This window comes from Actinomycetospora lutea (assembly GCF_028737205.1).
Taxonomy (GTDB): Bacteria; Actinomycetota; Actinomycetes; order Mycobacteriales; family Pseudonocardiaceae; genus Actinomycetospora; species Actinomycetospora lutea.
Genome location: NZ_JAQZAL010000009.1, coordinates 104,706 through 119,953 on the forward strand (window position 1 = coordinate 104,706; position 15,248 = coordinate 119,953).

Genomic DNA, 15,248 nt, shown 5'->3' on the forward strand with positions numbered 1-15,248 from the left:
TGCTTCGATTTCGAAGCAAGTAGACTCGGTCCATGCCCGACCCGACGCACTCCGTCGATCCCGTGCAGCTCGGCGCCTACTTCGCCCTCATCGAGGTGTCCGGCCTGCTGCGCCACGCGATCGACCAGCAGCTGCGCGAGGACGGCGACCTGACGTTCGTGCAGTTCCAGGTCCTGATGCGCCTCGACCAGTCGCCCACGGGCAGCCACCGCATGACCGACCTGGCCGACGCGATCGTGCACAGCCGCAGCGGGCTGACCTACCAGGCCGGCCTGCTCGAGAAGGCGGGCCTGATCACCCGCGCACCCTCCCCCGACGACGAGCGGGGCGTCACGGTCTCCGTCACCGAGGCAGGACGCGCACTGATCGGCCAGGTGCTCCCCGGCCACGAGGCGGTCGTCGGCCGGATGCTCTTCGACCCGCTCTCGCGCGACGACGCCCGCACCCTCGCCCGCCTCCTGACCCCGGTGCGCGACCACATGCGCGCCTCCGCGCCCCGGTCCGCGACGCCGCGGCGCCGGCGGGGCACCTAGCGCACCCAGCGCTCCGCGATCGCGTCCAGGCGGTGCAGGACGTCGCGCTCGGCGACCGGGTCCACCCAGAAGGCGACGCGGTCGACGCCGACCTCGTCGAGACCGGTGGGGTCGAAGGTGTCGGGGTCGGCGCCGAAGGCCGTGAACGGGACGTCGGGGCGCCCCTCGTCGGCGAGCCACGACCGGACCCGGCGGAACGTCTCGAGGTCGAAGCGGTCGCGCAGCCAGGCGTCCCCGTGGTCGCGCAGGCGCCGCAGCGCGGCGTCGCTCTCCCCGCCGACGTAGATCGGCGGGTGCGGGCTCTGCACGGGCTTGGGCCAGCACCACATCGGGTCGAAGTCGACGTACTCGCCGTGGAACTCGGCCTGCTCCTCGGTCCAGATGCGGGCCATCGCGGCGAGCTTCTCGTCGAGCACCTTGCCGCGCCTGCGCGGGTCGATGCCGTGGTCGGCGGCCTCCTCGCGGTTCCAGCCGACGCCGACCCCGAACAGCGCGCGCCCGCCGGAGACCAGGTCGAGGCTCGCGACCTGCTTCGCGGTGTGGATGACGTCGCGCTCGGCGGGCAGCGCGACCCCGGTACCGAGCCCGAGCCGGGTGGTCGTCGCGGCGACCACCGCGAGCGTCACGAAGACGTCGATCGTGCGCAGGAAGTGCCGCGGCAGGTCGCCGCCGTCGGGGGCGGGACTCTCGCGCCGCACCGGGATGTGCGAGTGCTCGGGGACGAACAGCGCGTCGAACCCCCGCTCCTCGAGCGCGGGCCCCAGCACGGCCGGAGCGATGGTCTCGTCGGTGGCGAACAGCACGACCCCGTACTTCACGCCGGCATGATCGCGCACAACCGAACGGACCGGCTACCGCGACTTGCCGTTCAACTCCTCAGTTGAGTACTGTTCTAGGACCAACAGCGACGGGAGGACGTCCCATGCAGACCCTCATGGTCGACTTCATCATCTCGCTCGACGGCTACGGCAGCGGCGAGGGCTGGCCCGGCTTCTGGGGACTGGAGGGGCCGGAGTACCTCGGCTGGCTCGACGACCAGCCGCAGCACACGGCCCTGCTCGGGGCGCGGACCTACCGCCTGATGTCGGGGTTCGCCGCCGAGATGCCCGACGAGCTCGCGAGCATGACCGCGCAGCCCAAGGTCGTGTTCTCCTCGACGCTGTCCACGCCGCTGACCTGGGCGAACACCGAGCTGGTCGCCACCGACCCCGTCGAGGCCGTGCGCGCCATGAAGCAGGACCACCCGCGGCCGCTGCACACCGTCGGGAGCCTCGCGCTCACCCGGGCCCTGCTCGGCGCCGGCCTGGTGGACCGGTTCCGGGTCGTCGTCTTCCCCGTGATCACCGGCGTCACCGGCCGCGAGCGGGTCTTCGACCACTACCCCGACATCGCCCTCGAGCTGGTCGAGAGCCGCCTGTTCGACGGCCGGCTCCAGCTGCTCGAGTACGTCCCGACGGTCATCGACGGGCCGCCGGCCGGCTGAGACGCGCGGCGCACACCGGGCACGAGCCGGCGGGACCGGTCGGCGGCCCGTCGCCGGAGCGGGCCCGAACCGGTATCGATGTCAGCCACGCGGCGACCCCGCCGCGCGTCGAGAACGGAGCGCCCGTGACCCGCATCCGCACGACCCACGTGGGCAGCCTCGTCCGCACCCCCGAGCTGGTCGAGGTCGTGCGCGCCCGCGAGTACGGCGAGCCGGTGGACCCCGACCGGCACGCCGCGGTCCTCACCGCGGCGGTCGCCGAGGTCGTCCGGCGCCAGGTGGAGATCGGGCTCGACGTGGTCAGCGACGGCGAGTACGGCAAGTCCGACAGCTGGTCGCGCTACATCCGAGAGCGCCTGGGCGGCTTCACCGCCACGGCGGCGGCCGATCCCACGGGCGGCCGCTCGAACGTGCCGCCCGGCACCGACAAGCACCTCTTCGGCGAGTTCTACGCCGAGTACGAGGCGGGCCAGGGGTTCGTCGGGGGCGGCGGCGAGTGGCGCGCGACGGGCCCGGTGCACTACACCGGCGCCGACGCGGTCGGCCGCGACATCGCGAACCTCACCGCCGCCCTGCAGGGCACCCCGGCCGAGGGCTTCCTGCCCGTCGTGGCCCCGGCCAGCGCGGTGCCCCGCCCCACCCACGACCACTACGCCACCGACGAGGAGCTGCTGTTCGCCGTCGCGGACGCGCTCAACGAGGAGTACCGCGCGGTGGTCGACGCCGGGCTCGTCGTGCAGATCGACGACGCGCACTTCGCCATCGCCTACGACACGATGCGCGGCGACCTCGCCGCCTACCGGCCCTGGGCCGAGCTGCGCACCGAGGCGCTCGTGCGCGCGCTCGACGGCATCCCCGCCGAGCGCGCCCGCTACCACGTCTGCTGGGGCAGCTGGAACGCGCCGCACGTCGGCGACGTGCCCCTGCGCGACATCGTCGACCTGATCCTGCGGGTGCCCGTGCGCACCTACTCGCTCGAGCAGGCCAGCCCGCGCCACGAGCACGAGTGGCGCGTCTGGGAGGACGTCGCGCTGCCCGACGACAAGGTGCTGATGCCGGGCCTGATCAGCCACGCGACCAACGTCGTCGAGCACCCCGAGCTGGTCGCCGAGCGCATCGTCCGGCTGGCGCGGCTCGTCGGCCCCGAGCGCGTCGTGGCCAGCAGCGACTGCGGGTTCGCGCAGGGCCCGCTCGTGCGCCGCGTGCACCCCAGCATCCAGTGGGCCAAGCTCGAGGCCCTCGTGGCGGGCGCCCGGCTCGCCGAGCAGCGGCTCTGACGGTCAGCGATCCGCGACGACCGCCACCGCGTGCACGGCGTTGCGCGCGCCGTCGGCCGGTTGGACACGGCCCGCCGCGTCGGTGGCCCGCGCGGCGAGCACGTGCTCTCCCGGGGCGAGGGTGACGTCGAGGGCGAAGCGCTGCCACGTGCGGTGCTCGCCCCGCGGCTCGAGGACCGCCGTGCGCCACCGCCCGTCCACCGCGACCTCGACCGACGTCACCGGGTGCGCGCCCCACGCCCACCCGGTGACCGTGACGTCGGCGCCGGTCCGGGCGCCGTCGGGCGGGGTGGTGACCACGCTGGTGACGTCGAGGTCGCGCACCGGCTGCGGCCCCGGGTCGCCCGGCAGCGTGCGCTGGTAGAGGCGGGTGGTGAACAGGTGCTCGGGACGCCGGTCGGCGACGGTGAGCTCCCGGAGCCACTTGACGTTGTTGGTGCCGAAGTACCCGGGCACCACGAACCGCGCGGGCGCCCCGTGCTCATCGGTCAGTGGCGCGCCGTTCATGCCCAGCGCCACGACGGCGCGCTCGCGGGCGACCGCGAGCGGGACGTCCTTGCGGTACTCCGTGCACGCGGTGCCGGCGAAGACCCCGGCGTCGGACCCGGTCGCCCACAGCGCCGAGGACGGCGCCGCGCCCGCGGCCTCGAGCAGCGCCGCGACGGGGACGCCGTGCCACACCACGTTCGCGGCCCGGCGCACGAACACGCCCGGCTCGAGCGGGTTGCCGAAGCACTCGAGCACGGCCGGCACGTCGACCGCGGGCATCGCGCGCAGCGCGGGCAGGTCGAGCTCGAGCGGGGTCGCGACGTCGCCGCCGACCCGCAGCCGCCAGGTCGCGGGGTCGACGTGGGCGATGCCGAAGTGCCCGATCACGTAGACGTCGTCGACGCCGGTGACCCGCGCGTCGAGGCGCTCGGGTCCGGGGATCCACTTCGTCGTCGACGCGGGGTCCATGCGCGGCGCGGGCACCGGGATCAGCCCGTCGCGCCGGGGTCGTCGGGGACCGGCCCGATCCGCCCGGCCTCGTCGGGGACGTGCAGCGCGGCGATCGCGGCGAGGTCGTCGTCGGTGAGGTCGAGGTCGGCGGCCGCACGGTTCTCGGCGATGCGCTGCGGGGTGTCCGACTTCGGGATGACGATGTGGCCCCGGGCCAGGTGCCAGCGCAGCACCACCTGCGCGGGGGTCGCGTCGAGGCGCTCGGCGATGCGCCCCAGCACGGGCTCCTGCAGCACCGAGCCCCGGCCCAGCGGGCTCCAGGCCTCGGTGCGGATGCCGTGCGCGTCGTGCAGCGCGCGCATCTCGTGCTGCTGGAGGTGCGGGTGCAGCTCGATCTGGTTGACCGCCGGCACCGTGCCGCCCAGCACGAGGATCCGCTCCAGGTGCCCGGCCCGGAAGTTCGACACCCCGACCGCCCGGGCCCGCCCCTCGTCGTACAGCTGCTCCATGCCCGACCACGTCTGCACGCACTCGGCGAACGCGTCGGTGGGCCAGTGCACGAGGTAGAGGTCGACGTGGTCGAGCCCGAGGCGCTCGAGGCTCGCGGCCGCGCAGTCCAGCGCGTGCTCGCAGCCCTGGTGGCCGTTCCACACCTTGGTGGTGACGAACAGGTCCTCGCGCGCGATGCCGGAGGCGGCGATGGCGCGGCCGACGCCCTCCTCGTTGCCGTAGACCGCGGCGGTGTCGATGCTGCGGTAGCCCTGGGCGAGCGCCTCGGACACCGAGGCCTCGGCGTCACGGGCCTCGGACACCCCGAAGCCGAGCTGGGGCATCCGCACGCCGTTGTTGAGCGTCACCGTGAGGTCGGCGCGGTCCAGCGTCGGGGGCGGTCCGAAGTCCACGGCTGTCAGCGCCTCTCACGGGTCAGGGTGGCGAGGGCGAGCTCCACGTGGCGCAGCGGCGCAGTGTGGTCCCCCGTCGCCTTCGCGAGCAGGGCGGCTCCCTCGAAGGTCTCGATGAGCAGCTGCGCGATCTCCTCGGCCGCCGGGGAGGCCACGACCTGCCCGGCCTCCTGGCCCTCGGCGACCGTCGCGGCCACAGCCTTCGTCCAGACCTCCAGGCCCTCGCGCACCGCCTGCTGCACCCGCCCGCCCGGTGAGGTGGGCGCCTCGGCCGCCGCGGTGCCGAGCAGGCACCCGAACTCCATGCCGGTCTCGAGCCGCTCGCTGCACGCCGCGAAGTGCGCCCGCAGCCGCACCGGGGCGGGGTCCGGCCCGGCCAGGGCGGACAGGTCGGTCGCCCGGCAGAACCGCGTCACGATCTCGGCGAGCAGGGCTTCCTTGCTCTCGAAGTGGTTGTAGAACGAGCCCTTGGGCACGCCGGCGGCCCGGGTGATGTCGCCGACGCTGGCGGCCACCAGTCCCTTGCGACGCAGCAACGCCTCGGCGTTCTCCACGATCGCGGCGCGGTGGCTCCTCTGCGGCACGCCTCCAAGATGACCGGTCGTCTCAACACTGTCAACCGCACGCTGGCTAGCCTCGCGGCCGTGCAGATCGTGATCGGCGGCGCCGCCGGGTTCGACGACGTGCCCGAGCTCGCCGGCATGGCCGGGCGCCACGACATCGCCTTCGCGCCCGACGACGCGGCGCTCGCCCGGCACCTCCCCACCGCGGAGGTGTTCGTCAGCTGGACCTTCCGCGGCTCCGGGCTCGCGCGGCACTGGCCGCTCGCGCACCGCCTGCGCTGGGTGCACTGGTGCGGGGCGGGGGTGCGGCCGGCGCTCTTCCCGGAGCTGGTGGCGAGCGACGTCGTGCTCACCAACGCCCGCGGCGTCTTCGACCGCGCGATGGCCGAGTACGTGCTCGGCACGGTGCTGGCCTTCGTCCTGCGCCTGCCCGAGGCCCTGGAGGAGCAGCGCGCCGGGCGGTGGACCTACCGGCACTCCGAGCGCCTCGACGGCACGACCGCGGTGGTGTTCGGCGTCGGCGGGATCGGCCGGCGGGTCGGCGAGCTCCTCGCCGCCGCGGGCGTGACCGTCCACGGGGTCGGGCGCACCGCCCGCGACACCGACACCGTGTTCGGGCGCGTCCACGGGCGCGACGACCGGTTCGCGCTGGTCGGGCAGGCCGACTGGGTCGTCGCGGTCCTGCCCGACACCCCCGACACCGAGGGCTACTTCGGCGCCGCGGAGTTCGCCGCCATGCGGTCCACGGCCCGGTTCGTGAACGTCGGGCGCGGCAGCACGGTCGTCGAGCCCGAGCTCGTGGAGGCGCTGCGGACCGGGCGGATCGCCGGCGCCGCGCTCGACGTGTTCGCCGAGGAGCCGCTCCCCCGCGACAGCGCGCTGTGGACGCTGCCCGGCGTGATCGTCACCCCGCACGTCTCCGGCGACTACCGCGGCTTCGAGGACGACCTGTGCCGACAGTTCCTCGACCTCCTCGCGCGCTACGAGGCGGGCGCGCCGCTGGAGAACGTCGTCGACAAGCAGGCCGGCTACGTGGCGACGTCCTAGATGGCCCGGGCGGGGCCGGTCAGGGCGCCGTCGCCGGCAGTTCCCGCGTGCCCCCGAGCACCTCCTGCAGCCGCACGGGGACGTCGGCGAGACCGGCGCCGTCGAGGGCGCTGCGCAGTGCGGCAGCGTCGGCGGCCGGGGGCGGGCCGGCCGCGACCACCTGCAGCACCCCCTGGCTCCAGGTCAGGTCGACGACCTGCCACGAGCGCGCCCCGGCCCACTGCGCCACCGCCGGCTGCGCGGCGGCGATCACCCGCTGCCCCTGGAAGGTCTGGTAGCTCCCGACGCCGAGCGGGACCGCGACCGCCACGAGCAGCGCCCCGACGACGATCACCGTGGCGGGACGGAACCGGCCGACCGGCCGACCGGCCGCGACGGCGCCGGCCCGCACCCGGTAGCCGAGGAGGACCGCCGTCCCGGTGGCGATGATCGCGGCGACGTTGGTGACGAAGAGCAGCAGCGCCCCGGCGGCCTGGTCGGGCGCCCCGGACTCCAGCGTGAGCCCCACGACCGCCAGCGGCGGCACCAGCGAGATCGCGATCGCCACCCCGGGCAGCGTGTCCGACACGTCGGACCGCACGAGGGCGAACGCGCCGACCGCGCCGGTGGCCAGCGCCGAGACGAGGTCCACCACCTTCGGCGCCACCCGCGAGGCGACCTGCGAGTTGGTCGCCGCGACCTCGGGGACCGGGCTCAGCAGTCCCGAGAGGAACCCGATCACCACCACCACGACCGCGCCGCCGAGGACGAGGGCGACGCTCAGGAGCACCATCCGCCGGTCGGCCAGCACCAGCGCCAGCGCGGTGCCCAGGATCGGGGTCATCAGCGGGGCGACGATCATCGCGCCGATGACGGTGGCGGTGGAGTCGGCCACGACCCCGGCGCTCGCGATCACCGCGGCCAGCGTGAGCAGCACCCAGAAGGCCGACAGCCCGGAGCGGTCGGTGAGGAAGAGCTTGCCGGTGACGCGGTCCAGGTCGTCCTCCGTCACCGGCCCCAGCGGCATGGCCCCGACGCTAGGAACACCCACCCCCGTCCGGCTCACCCGCACGAGGTGAGCGGACGCGGGGACCGGTGGCGTCGCGCCTGGGCCGCCCCCGCGGTGCCGAGGGCCGCGCGGCCCGCTGGCTAGCCTGGCCGGGTGCCGATGACCGCGAAGTACGCCACCACGTGCGGGGTCTGCGCCTCCCCCGTCTCCCCCGGCGAGGAGATCGCGCGCGCCGGCGAGCGCTGGGCGCACGCGACGTGCGCCGGGTCGGCCGGCGCGGCCACGGCCCCGAAGAAGGCCACGACGGCCACGAAGGCCACGAAGGCCGGGGCCAGGGCCACGCCCGCGCGCCCGGACATGCCCGCCGCCGACGGCGCGCTCGAGGTCTGGACCGACGGCGCGTGCTCCGGCAACCCCGGCCCCGGCGGCTGGGCCTGGGCCACCCGCGACGGACGGCAGGACAGCGGCGGCGAGGCCGGCACCACCAACCAGCGCATGGAGATCCGCGCCGCCCTCGAGGCCGTGCGCGCCCTCGACGGCCCGCTCGTCGTCGTCAGCGACTCGACCTACGTCGTGAACTGCTTCCGCGACGGGTGGTGGAAGGGCTGGATCGCGCGGGGCTGGACGACCAGCGCGAAGAAGCCCGTGGTCAGCCGGGACCTCTGGGAGCCGCTGATCACCCTGGTCAACGACCGCGGCGACGTGTCCTTCCGGTGGACCAAGGGCCACTCGGGCGACGAGATGAACGACCTCGTCGACCGGCTCGCCGTCGAGCAGTCGAAGGCCGTCGCCGCGACCTAGCCGCGGCGCCCACGAGCGATCCTCGGGTTGACCCCCGCCGTCCGGGGGCGCGCACCCTGCCCGCCACCGCGCCGTCCGAGCACTCTCGTGTCCACACCCGAGAGTCCCCCGGAGGAGGCGAGCACCATGACCACCACCGTCATCGCACCGCAGCAGGCCACGCGGATCGACTGCGACCGCTGCGGGGTGCGCGCCCTGTCGCTCGCGATCCTCCCCGGCGGTGGCGAGCTCGCGTTCTGCGGCCACCACGGCCGGGCCCACGAGGAGCACCTGGCCGCGGCCGGCGCGCAGATGGTGCCCCTGCCGTGAGGTGACCGGCGCCCTCCCGTTCATTGTCCCGGGCGAACTACCCTGAGGGCGTGATGCGGCGTGGCGGGACGGTCTGAGCCGGTGCTGCGCCCCAGCACCCGCCGCTCGGCCACCACCTTCACCACGGCGTCCTTCGCGTTCGTGGCCGCGTGCGCCGCGGCCGGCGTGCCCGCCCCGCTCTACGTCGTCTACCAGCAGACCTACGGCCTCTCGACGGTCGTGCTCACCGGCGCGTTCGCGATCTACATCCTCCCGCTGCTCGCCGCCCTGCTCTGCTGCGGCGGCCTCTCCGACCACCTCGGCCGCCGCTGGATGGCCGTGCCGGCGCTGCTGGCGGGCGCGGCGGGGAGCCTGGTCCTCGCGACCGTGGACTCGGCGGCGCCGCTGCTCGTCGGGCGGGCGGTGCAGGGGCTCTCGGTGGGGCTCGCGCTCAGCGCGCTGGGTGCGTTCGTCGTGGACCTGGTCCCGCCCGCGCGGCCGGGGCTCGCGGGCGCGGTGACCAGCGGCGCGCCGCCCGGCGGTATCGCGCTCGGCGCGCTGACCTCGGGGATCGCGGTCCAGCTCGCGCCGGCGCATGCGCCCGTCCTCGCCTTCGTCGTGACCGCCGCGGTGCTCACGGCCGCCGCGGTGGCGGTGGTGTTCCTGCCCGAGACCGTCGCCGGCCGCCCGGGTGCGCTGCGGTCGCTGCGCCCGGTGGTCCGCGTCCCGTCGACGGCCCGCCGGGTGTTCCCCGCGGTCTGCCTGCTCGTGGCCGGCACCTACGTCCTCGGCGGCTTCACCCAGGCGCTGGCCCCGTCGCTGACGGTGTCCGTGCTCGACGGCGACGGCCTGTTCAGCGGCGCGCTCGCGGTCGCCGTGTACCACCTCGTCGGGCCCGTGGCCGGGCTCGCCGCGAACCGGACGACCGCGATGCGGGCCCTCGCCGGCGGGGCGGTCGGGCTGGTCGTGGGGATCGGCGGCTACATCGCGGCGATCGCGGTGGGCAGCTTCGCCGCGTACCTCGTCGCCGCGGTGGTGGCCGGCGCCGGGTTCGGGGTCGCGTTCGCCGGGGCCATGCGGATCCTGCTCGACCGCAGCCCGGAGGGCACGCACGCCGGGACCCTCGCCGCGATCTACCTGTACTGCTACCTGGCGGCCGCGGTGGCGAACCTCCTCGCCGGCGTGGCGGTCGAGGTCTGGGGCCTCGCGCCGGTCGCGGTCGGCCTGTGCGGGGTCGTCGTCGTGATGGTGGCGGTCGGCGCGCTCGGGGCGGTGCTGCGGATGCGCCGCGGCTGAGCGCCCCTGGACGGCGCCCGGGGACCCGGGCAGCCTCTGACCATGGTCGAGGAGCAGGACGCCGGGAGCACGGTCGCGAGCACCGGCACGGAGGACAGCGTCGCCGTCGCCGGCAGCGTCGACACCTCGCGCAGCGTCGCGGTGGCCGGCAGCGTGGCGACCGTCGGCAGCGTCGGCGTCGCCCGCAGCGCCGGGACCGCCGGCAGCGTCGCGGTCGCCGGCAGTGCCGCGACCGCGGGCAGCGTCGCGGTCGCCGGGAGCGCGGCCACCGCGGGCAGCGTCGCGGTCGCCGGCAGCGCGGGCACGGCCGGCAGCGTCGCCGTCGTCGGCAGCGTGCTGACCGTGCTCGGCGCGCGCCTGCGGCTGTGCCTGGCCACGCTCGCCTGCGTCGACTGCACGCGCTGCGTGGCCTGCGTCGGCTGCGTGGACTGTGTCGACTGCGTGGGGTGCGTCGGGTGCGTCGGCCTGCGCGGCGCGGTGGGCCTGCGCGGCGTGACCGCCTAGTCCTCCCCCCTCAGTCCTCCCTCGGTCCTCCCTCAGTCCTCCCGCAGCGCCCTGCGCAGGATCTTGCCGGTGGTGGTGCGGGGCAGCTCGTCGAGGAACTCGATGGCCGCCGGCACCTCGTGGGCGGCCAGGCGCGACCGGACGTGCGCGCGCAGCTCGTCGGCCAGCTCCTCGGACGCGGTGACGCCCGGGCGCAGCACGACGAACGCCTTGGGCACCTGCCCTCGCCGCTCGTCGGGCACCCCGACCACCGCGGCCATCGCGACGGCCTCGTGCCCGCCGAGGCTCTGCTCGATCTCGCCGGGTCCGATCCGGTAGCCGGCGGAGATGATGACGTCGTCCTTGCGGGACTCGAACCACACGTAGCCGTCGGCGTCCTGCCGGGCGAGGTCGCCGGTGAGCAGCCAGGTGCCCCGGTACTTCGCGGCGGTCGCCTCCGGGTTGCGCCAGTACTCGAGCATCGTCGAGGGGGTGCGGCGGTCGAGGGCGAGCTCGCCGACGGTGTCGATCACCGGCTCGCCGTCGTCGTCCAGCACGACGGGCGTGAACCCGGGCAGGCCCTTGCCCAGCGAGCCCGGGCGGACCGGGTAGACCGAGGCGCAGTTGCCGATGCAGGCGTTGAGCTCGGTCTGCCCGTAGCCTTCGTTCACCGTCGCGCCGAAGAACTCCTCGCTCCACTTGAGCAGGTCCGCGCCCAGGGCCTCGCCGCCCGAGCAGATGGCGCGGAACGCGAACCCGCCGCCCTCGATCCCCGACGCGCGGATCATCCGCAGCGCGGTGGCCGGCAGCAGGGTCAGCGTCAGCCCGAACTCGCGCATCAGCCACACCGCCCGCTCGGCGGTGAACGCCGGCTCGCGGTCGACCACCACGGGCAGGCCGTGGAACCAGGCCGGCACGAGGATGTCCATGATCCCGGCGATCCAGGCCCAGTCGGCCGGCGACCAGATCACGTCGTGCGCCTGCGGGAAGAACTCGTAGACCGCCTCGAAGGCCGGCAGGTGCCCGAAGACGATCCGGTGGGCGTGCAGCGCGCCCTTCGGGTCGCCGGTCGTGCCCGAGGTGTAGATGAGGAACGCCGGGTCCTCGGCCGCGGTGTCCACCGGCGTGAACTCCGGCGACGCCGCGGCGAGCGCGTCCTCGTAGGACTCCGGCCCCTCGCCCCCGATGACCAGCAACGGGACCGGCTCGCCGCCGTCGTCGAGCGCCTCGCGCACCCGGTCGGCGTTCGCGGCCGCCGTCACCACGGCCGTCGCGCCGGCGTTGCGCAGCCGGTAGCGCAGCGCGTCGGGCCCGAACAGCGAGGACAGGGGCAGCGCGATCGCGCCCATGCGGAACATCGCGACGAAGCCCACGCCGGTCTCGAACGAGGCCGGGCTGACGAGCCCGACGACGTCACCCCGCCCGACGCCCAGCGCCGTCAGCGCGTTCGCGAGCCGGTTCGACGACGTCGTGACCTCGCCGAACGTGTGGTCGTGCGCGCTGCGGTCCGCCTCGACGATCGTGAGCGCGCGCGCCTGCGGGTCCTGCCGGTCGGCGCACGCCACCCCGAGGTTGAAGCGCTCGGGGATGGCCAGCGTGGCGAAGTCGACCTGACGCCAGAGCTCGTCGTAGCTCGCGGCCGGACGCAACATCGGCGGTTCCATGACGCCCCCCGAGGCTTCCACGGCGATGTGACCGTCCTCACGGTAGGGGGAGGCGCGCGGCGTCGGTAGCTCCGCGCGGTGGCGCCGGGTGCCCTCGATCGGCCGGGCCACGCACCTTCTGGTGATTTGGCGAAGCGCTCCGTATGGTGTCGGTCACACACGGCGACCGATTCCGCATGGCGGAAAGGCAGGGGTCCACCCATGCATCCTGCTCCGAGTGCACCGCAGGTCCCGACGGCGAAGGAGACCCGCCGCGTGGCGGGCGCGACGTTGATCGGCACCTCCATCGAGTGGTTCGACTTCTTCGTCTACGGGGCCGCGGCCGCGCTGGTGTTCGGGAAGCTCTTCTTCCCGACCGCGAACCCGCTCACCGGCACGCTGCTCGCCCTGTCGACGTTCGGCGTCGGCTTCGTTGCCCGACCGTTCGGTGGGGTGATCTTCGCGCACTTCGGCGACCGGATCGGCCGCAAGTCGATGCTGGTCCTGTCGGTGGTGCTGATGGGCGGCGGCACCTTCCTCGTCGGGCTGATGCCGACCTACGCGACGATCGGCATCGCCGCCCCGATCCTGCTGGTGCTGCTCCGGATCGTGCAGGGCATCGGCCTCGGCGGCGAGTGGGGCGCCGCCGCGGTGATGGCGGTGGAGTACGCGCCGCCGCAGCGCCGCGGCTTCTTCGGGAGCTTCCCGCAGACCGGGGTGCCGGCCGGCATGCTCACCGCGAACCTCTCGCTGCTGATCATGTCGGCGCTGATGTCCGACGAGGCGTTCCTGGCCTGGGGCTGGCGGGTGCCGTTCCTGGCCTCGATCGTGCTGGTCGCCGTCGGGATCGTGATCCGGCTGCGGGTGGCCGAGTCGCCGGTCTTCGAGCAGGCCAAGTCGGCCGGGAAGATCGAGCGGCAGCCGATCGTCGCGGTGCTGCGCCGCCAGCCGCTCAACGTGCTGCGCGCCGCGGGCCTGCGGTTCGCCGAGAACAGCACGTTCTACATCCACACCACGTTCGTGCTGACCTACGGCACCGTGGTGCTCGGGCTGGCCCGCAGCGACCTGCTGCTCGCGGTGATCGTGTCGTCGGCGCTCGGCCTGCTCAGCATCCCGTTCTACGGCTGGGCCGCCGACCGCTTCGGGCGACGCCCGGTCGTGCTCTGGGGCTCGCTGGTGCTGCTGCTCATGAGCTGGCCCTACTTCTGGGCGCTCGACACGCGGTCGCTGCCCTGGATCATCCTCGCCACCGTCATCGCGGTGAACGTCGGCAACTCCGCGGTCTACGCGCCGCAGCCCGCGTGGTTCTCCGAGCTCTTCGAGCCCGAGGTGCGCTACAGCGGGGCGTCGATCGGCGCGCAGGGCGCCAGCGTGTTCGCCGGCGGGCTCGCCCCGGTGATCGCCACCGCGCTGCTCGACGCGACCGGCGGCTGGGGCTGGATCGCGGTCTACATGTCGGCGATGGTGCTGATCACGATCGTCGCGGCGCTGTTCTCCCCCGACCCCTACCGGACCTCGTCGCGGCGGACCGAGGAGGCGGTCGCGGCGGCCTGACCGACACCCTTCGGGGTCCGTCTCGTTGGACTCACCGGACCGCTGCCCTGTACTGCGCGTGACCGAGGGACGCTCGCTCACCGACCGGGTGGACCGTCGCGGGGAGGACAGCATGCCGGTGGGGACCTCGGTGGGGACCTCGGTGGGGATCGGTGCCCGCCCGCGGGCTCGGCCGGACGCGGCGCTGCGGGTCCTGCTGCCCGTCGTCGTGGTGGTGGGGACCGTGCCGCCGGCGCTCGTCGCGCCGGCCGTCCCGGCGGCGTCGTCGTCGCAGCTGGTCATCGCGGGGAGCGCGGTGGTGCTCGCCGGCGTGGGTCTCACCGCGGTGGGCGTCTGGCGCCTGCTCGCCCTGGGGGCCCGCGTCGCGCCCGTGATCGGCCTCCTGGGCGCCGGTGTCCTGCTCGGCCAGGGCCTCGCGATCGGCGGCGAGCTGGCGCCCACCGGATCGACCGGGCTGGTGATCGGGGCGGCGGGCGGCGCGCTCGCCGGCGCCGGGCTGCTCGGCGTCCTCGTGCGGTGGCGGCACCGGTCGCTCGCGGGCGCGCCGACCCCGCGCAGGGTGCGCGGGCCCCTGATCGCCGCGGGGATCGCCCTGCTCGTGCTCGCCGTGGCGCGGGCGTCGGTCCCGGCGTGGCTGGTCGCGGTCGGCGTCGTCGCGGTCGTCCTGACCGGGCTGCCGCTGCTCGTCGGGCACGTCCGCGCCGGCACGCCGCGCGCCGCGCTGGCCGTCGACCCCGTGGTGGCGCCGAGCGCCGACCCCGCTCCACGCGCGTCGGACGACCCGTACGCGACGATCGAGGTGGACCCGCCGGCACCGGCCCGCCCCGGCCCGTGGGGCCCGACCCTGCGGGTCCTGCACCTCGCCGGCGCCGACCCGGACGGCGCGGCCGAGCTCCACCGCCGCCTCGCCGCCGCCGGGCACGAGATCACGGTGCTGAGCCCGCGGTCCCCCGGCGTCCACGACCGGATCGAGCAGCACGGCGCGGGCATGGTGCGCTGGACCCACCCCGTGCGCCGGAGCTGGACGCGGTCCGGGCGGCTGCTGTCCTACATCGCGGCCGCGGTCGTCGCGGCCCGCCACACCCGCGCCGACGTGGTCGTGGAGGAGCTCACCGCCTCGCCGGGCCCGCTGGCGGTGCCGCGCTGGACGACGCGTCCGGTGGTGGCCCTCGCGTCGTGGCTGCCCGACCCGGTGCCCGCCGACCGGTCGGGGTCCGGACGCGAGGAGCACCTGCTCCGCCTGCGGTGGTGGGCGATCCGCAGCCACCGCTCGGTCGTCGTCCGCTCCCCCGCCGCGGCGGACACCCTCGCCGTGGGACGCTGCCGCGCCGACGTCGCGGTCGCGCGCGCCGACGACCCCGACGTCCTCGCGGGCCAGGTCGCCGACGTCTACCTGGCGGCGGTCCGGCGGGGGTCGATGGGGCGGCTCCCGGGGACGTGAGCACGCGCCG

Annotated in this window: 16 protein-coding genes; 10 read left to right on the plus strand and 6 right to left on the minus strand. The window is 75.2% G+C overall.

What is annotated here, in order from left to right; translation table 11 throughout:
- Nucleotides 1–32 precede the first annotated feature (32 nt).
- A complete protein-coding gene (locus PHK61_RS12020; RefSeq protein ID WP_274281212.1) occupies nucleotides 33–533 on the plus strand; it encodes a MarR family winged helix-turn-helix transcriptional regulator in 501 nt (166 codons plus the stop codon).
- On the opposite strand, the gene PHK61_RS12025 is transcribed toward PHK61_RS12020, so the two are convergent.
- Nucleotides 530–1,351, minus strand: coding sequence for an LLM class F420-dependent oxidoreductase (locus tag PHK61_RS12025; protein WP_274281213.1), 822 nt, complete (start codon nucleotides 1,349–1,351; stop codon nucleotides 530–532). The two genes, PHK61_RS12020 and PHK61_RS12025, sit on opposite strands and share 4 nt — an antisense overlap.
- Before the next feature lie 104 nt (nucleotides 1,352–1,455).
- Here PHK61_RS12025 and PHK61_RS12030 point away from each other — a divergent pair, with 104 nt between their 5' ends.
- Together PHK61_RS12030 and PHK61_RS12035 are read left to right on the plus strand one after the other, a co-directional pair.
- A complete protein-coding gene (locus PHK61_RS12030; RefSeq protein ID WP_274281214.1) occupies nucleotides 1,456–2,016 on the plus strand; it encodes a dihydrofolate reductase family protein in 561 nt (186 codons plus the stop codon).
- Nucleotides 2,017–2,141: 125 nt separating this feature from the next.
- On the plus strand, nucleotides 2,142–3,293 hold the full coding sequence (locus tag PHK61_RS12035) for a cobalamin-independent methionine synthase II family protein (protein WP_274281215.1): 1,152 nt from the start codon (nucleotides 2,142–2,144) through the stop codon (nucleotides 3,291–3,293).
- Between the two features lie 3 nt (nucleotides 3,294–3,296).
- Here the strand turns inward: PHK61_RS12035 and PHK61_RS12040 are convergent, their stop codons facing one another.
- The 3 genes from PHK61_RS12040 to PHK61_RS12050 form a co-directional block, all read right to left on the minus strand.
- Nucleotides 3,297–4,265: a molybdopterin-dependent oxidoreductase gene (locus PHK61_RS12040; protein WP_274281216.1), complete on the minus strand. Its 969-nt coding sequence runs from the start codon at nucleotides 4,263–4,265 to the stop codon at nucleotides 3,297–3,299.
- A 5-nt stretch (nucleotides 4,266–4,270) separates the two neighbouring features.
- Nucleotides 4,271–5,065 carry an aldo/keto reductase gene (locus PHK61_RS12045; RefSeq protein WP_274281311.1) on the minus strand — a complete coding sequence of 265 codons (795 nt, stop codon included), beginning with the start codon at nucleotides 5,063–5,065 and terminating at the stop codon, nucleotides 4,271–4,273.
- 74 nt (nucleotides 5,066–5,139) lie between these two features.
- Nucleotides 5,140–5,718, minus strand: a complete 579-nt coding sequence (locus tag PHK61_RS12050) for a TetR/AcrR family transcriptional regulator (protein ID WP_274281217.1) — start codon at nucleotides 5,716–5,718, stop codon at nucleotides 5,140–5,142.
- A 60-nt stretch (nucleotides 5,719–5,778) separates the two neighbouring features.
- Between PHK61_RS12050 and PHK61_RS12055 the strand changes: the two genes are divergently transcribed.
- Nucleotides 5,779–6,744 carry a D-2-hydroxyacid dehydrogenase gene (locus PHK61_RS12055; protein WP_274281218.1) on the plus strand — a complete coding sequence of 322 codons (966 nt, stop codon included), beginning with the start codon at nucleotides 5,779–5,781 and terminating at the stop codon, nucleotides 6,742–6,744.
- Between the two features lie 19 nt (nucleotides 6,745–6,763).
- On the opposite strand, the gene PHK61_RS12060 is transcribed toward PHK61_RS12055, so the two are convergent.
- Nucleotides 6,764–7,750, minus strand: a complete 987-nt coding sequence (locus PHK61_RS12060) for a DUF389 domain-containing protein (RefSeq protein WP_274281219.1) — start codon at nucleotides 7,748–7,750, stop codon at nucleotides 6,764–6,766.
- Between the two features lie 141 nt (nucleotides 7,751–7,891).
- On the opposite strand from PHK61_RS12060, the gene PHK61_RS12065 reads away from it, so the two are divergent.
- The 4 genes from PHK61_RS12065 (at nucleotide 7,892) to PHK61_RS12080 (ending at nucleotide 10,621) form a co-directional block, all read left to right on the plus strand.
- A complete protein-coding gene (locus tag PHK61_RS12065) occupies nucleotides 7,892–8,533 on the plus strand; it encodes a ribonuclease H family protein (RefSeq protein WP_274281312.1) in 642 nt (213 codons plus the stop codon).
- A gap of 126 nt (nucleotides 8,534–8,659) precedes the next feature.
- Nucleotides 8,660–8,842 carry a DUF7455 domain-containing protein gene (locus tag PHK61_RS12070; RefSeq protein ID WP_274281220.1) on the plus strand — a complete coding sequence of 61 codons (183 nt, stop codon included), beginning with the start codon at nucleotides 8,660–8,662 and terminating at the stop codon, nucleotides 8,840–8,842.
- 81 nt (nucleotides 8,843–8,923) lie between these two features.
- Complete coding sequence (locus tag PHK61_RS12075) at nucleotides 8,924–10,117, plus strand: MFS transporter (RefSeq protein ID WP_274281221.1); 1,194 nt, start codon at nucleotides 8,924–8,926, stop codon at nucleotides 10,115–10,117.
- 42 nt (nucleotides 10,118–10,159) lie between these two features.
- On the plus strand, nucleotides 10,160–10,621 hold the full coding sequence (locus PHK61_RS12080) for a hypothetical protein (protein ID WP_274281222.1): 462 nt from the start codon (nucleotides 10,160–10,162) through the stop codon (nucleotides 10,619–10,621).
- A 32-nt stretch (nucleotides 10,622–10,653) separates the two neighbouring features.
- On the opposite strand, the gene PHK61_RS12085 is transcribed toward PHK61_RS12080, so the two are convergent.
- Nucleotides 10,654–12,252: an AMP-binding protein gene (locus PHK61_RS12085; protein WP_274281223.1), complete on the minus strand. Its 1,599-nt coding sequence runs from the start codon at nucleotides 12,250–12,252 to the stop codon at nucleotides 10,654–10,656.
- A gap of 213 nt (nucleotides 12,253–12,465) precedes the next feature.
- On the opposite strand from PHK61_RS12085, the gene PHK61_RS12090 reads away from it, so the two are divergent.
- Together PHK61_RS12090 and PHK61_RS12095 are read left to right on the plus strand one after the other, a co-directional pair.
- A complete protein-coding gene (locus PHK61_RS12090) occupies nucleotides 12,466–13,797 on the plus strand; it encodes an MFS transporter (RefSeq protein ID WP_420791386.1) in 1,332 nt (443 codons plus the stop codon).
- A gap of 112 nt (nucleotides 13,798–13,909) precedes the next feature.
- Nucleotides 13,910–15,238 carry a glycosyltransferase family 4 protein gene (locus PHK61_RS12095; RefSeq protein WP_274281225.1) on the plus strand — a complete coding sequence of 443 codons (1,329 nt, stop codon included), beginning with the start codon at nucleotides 13,910–13,912 and terminating at the stop codon, nucleotides 15,236–15,238.
- The last annotated feature ends 10 nt before the right edge of the window (nucleotides 15,239–15,248 follow it).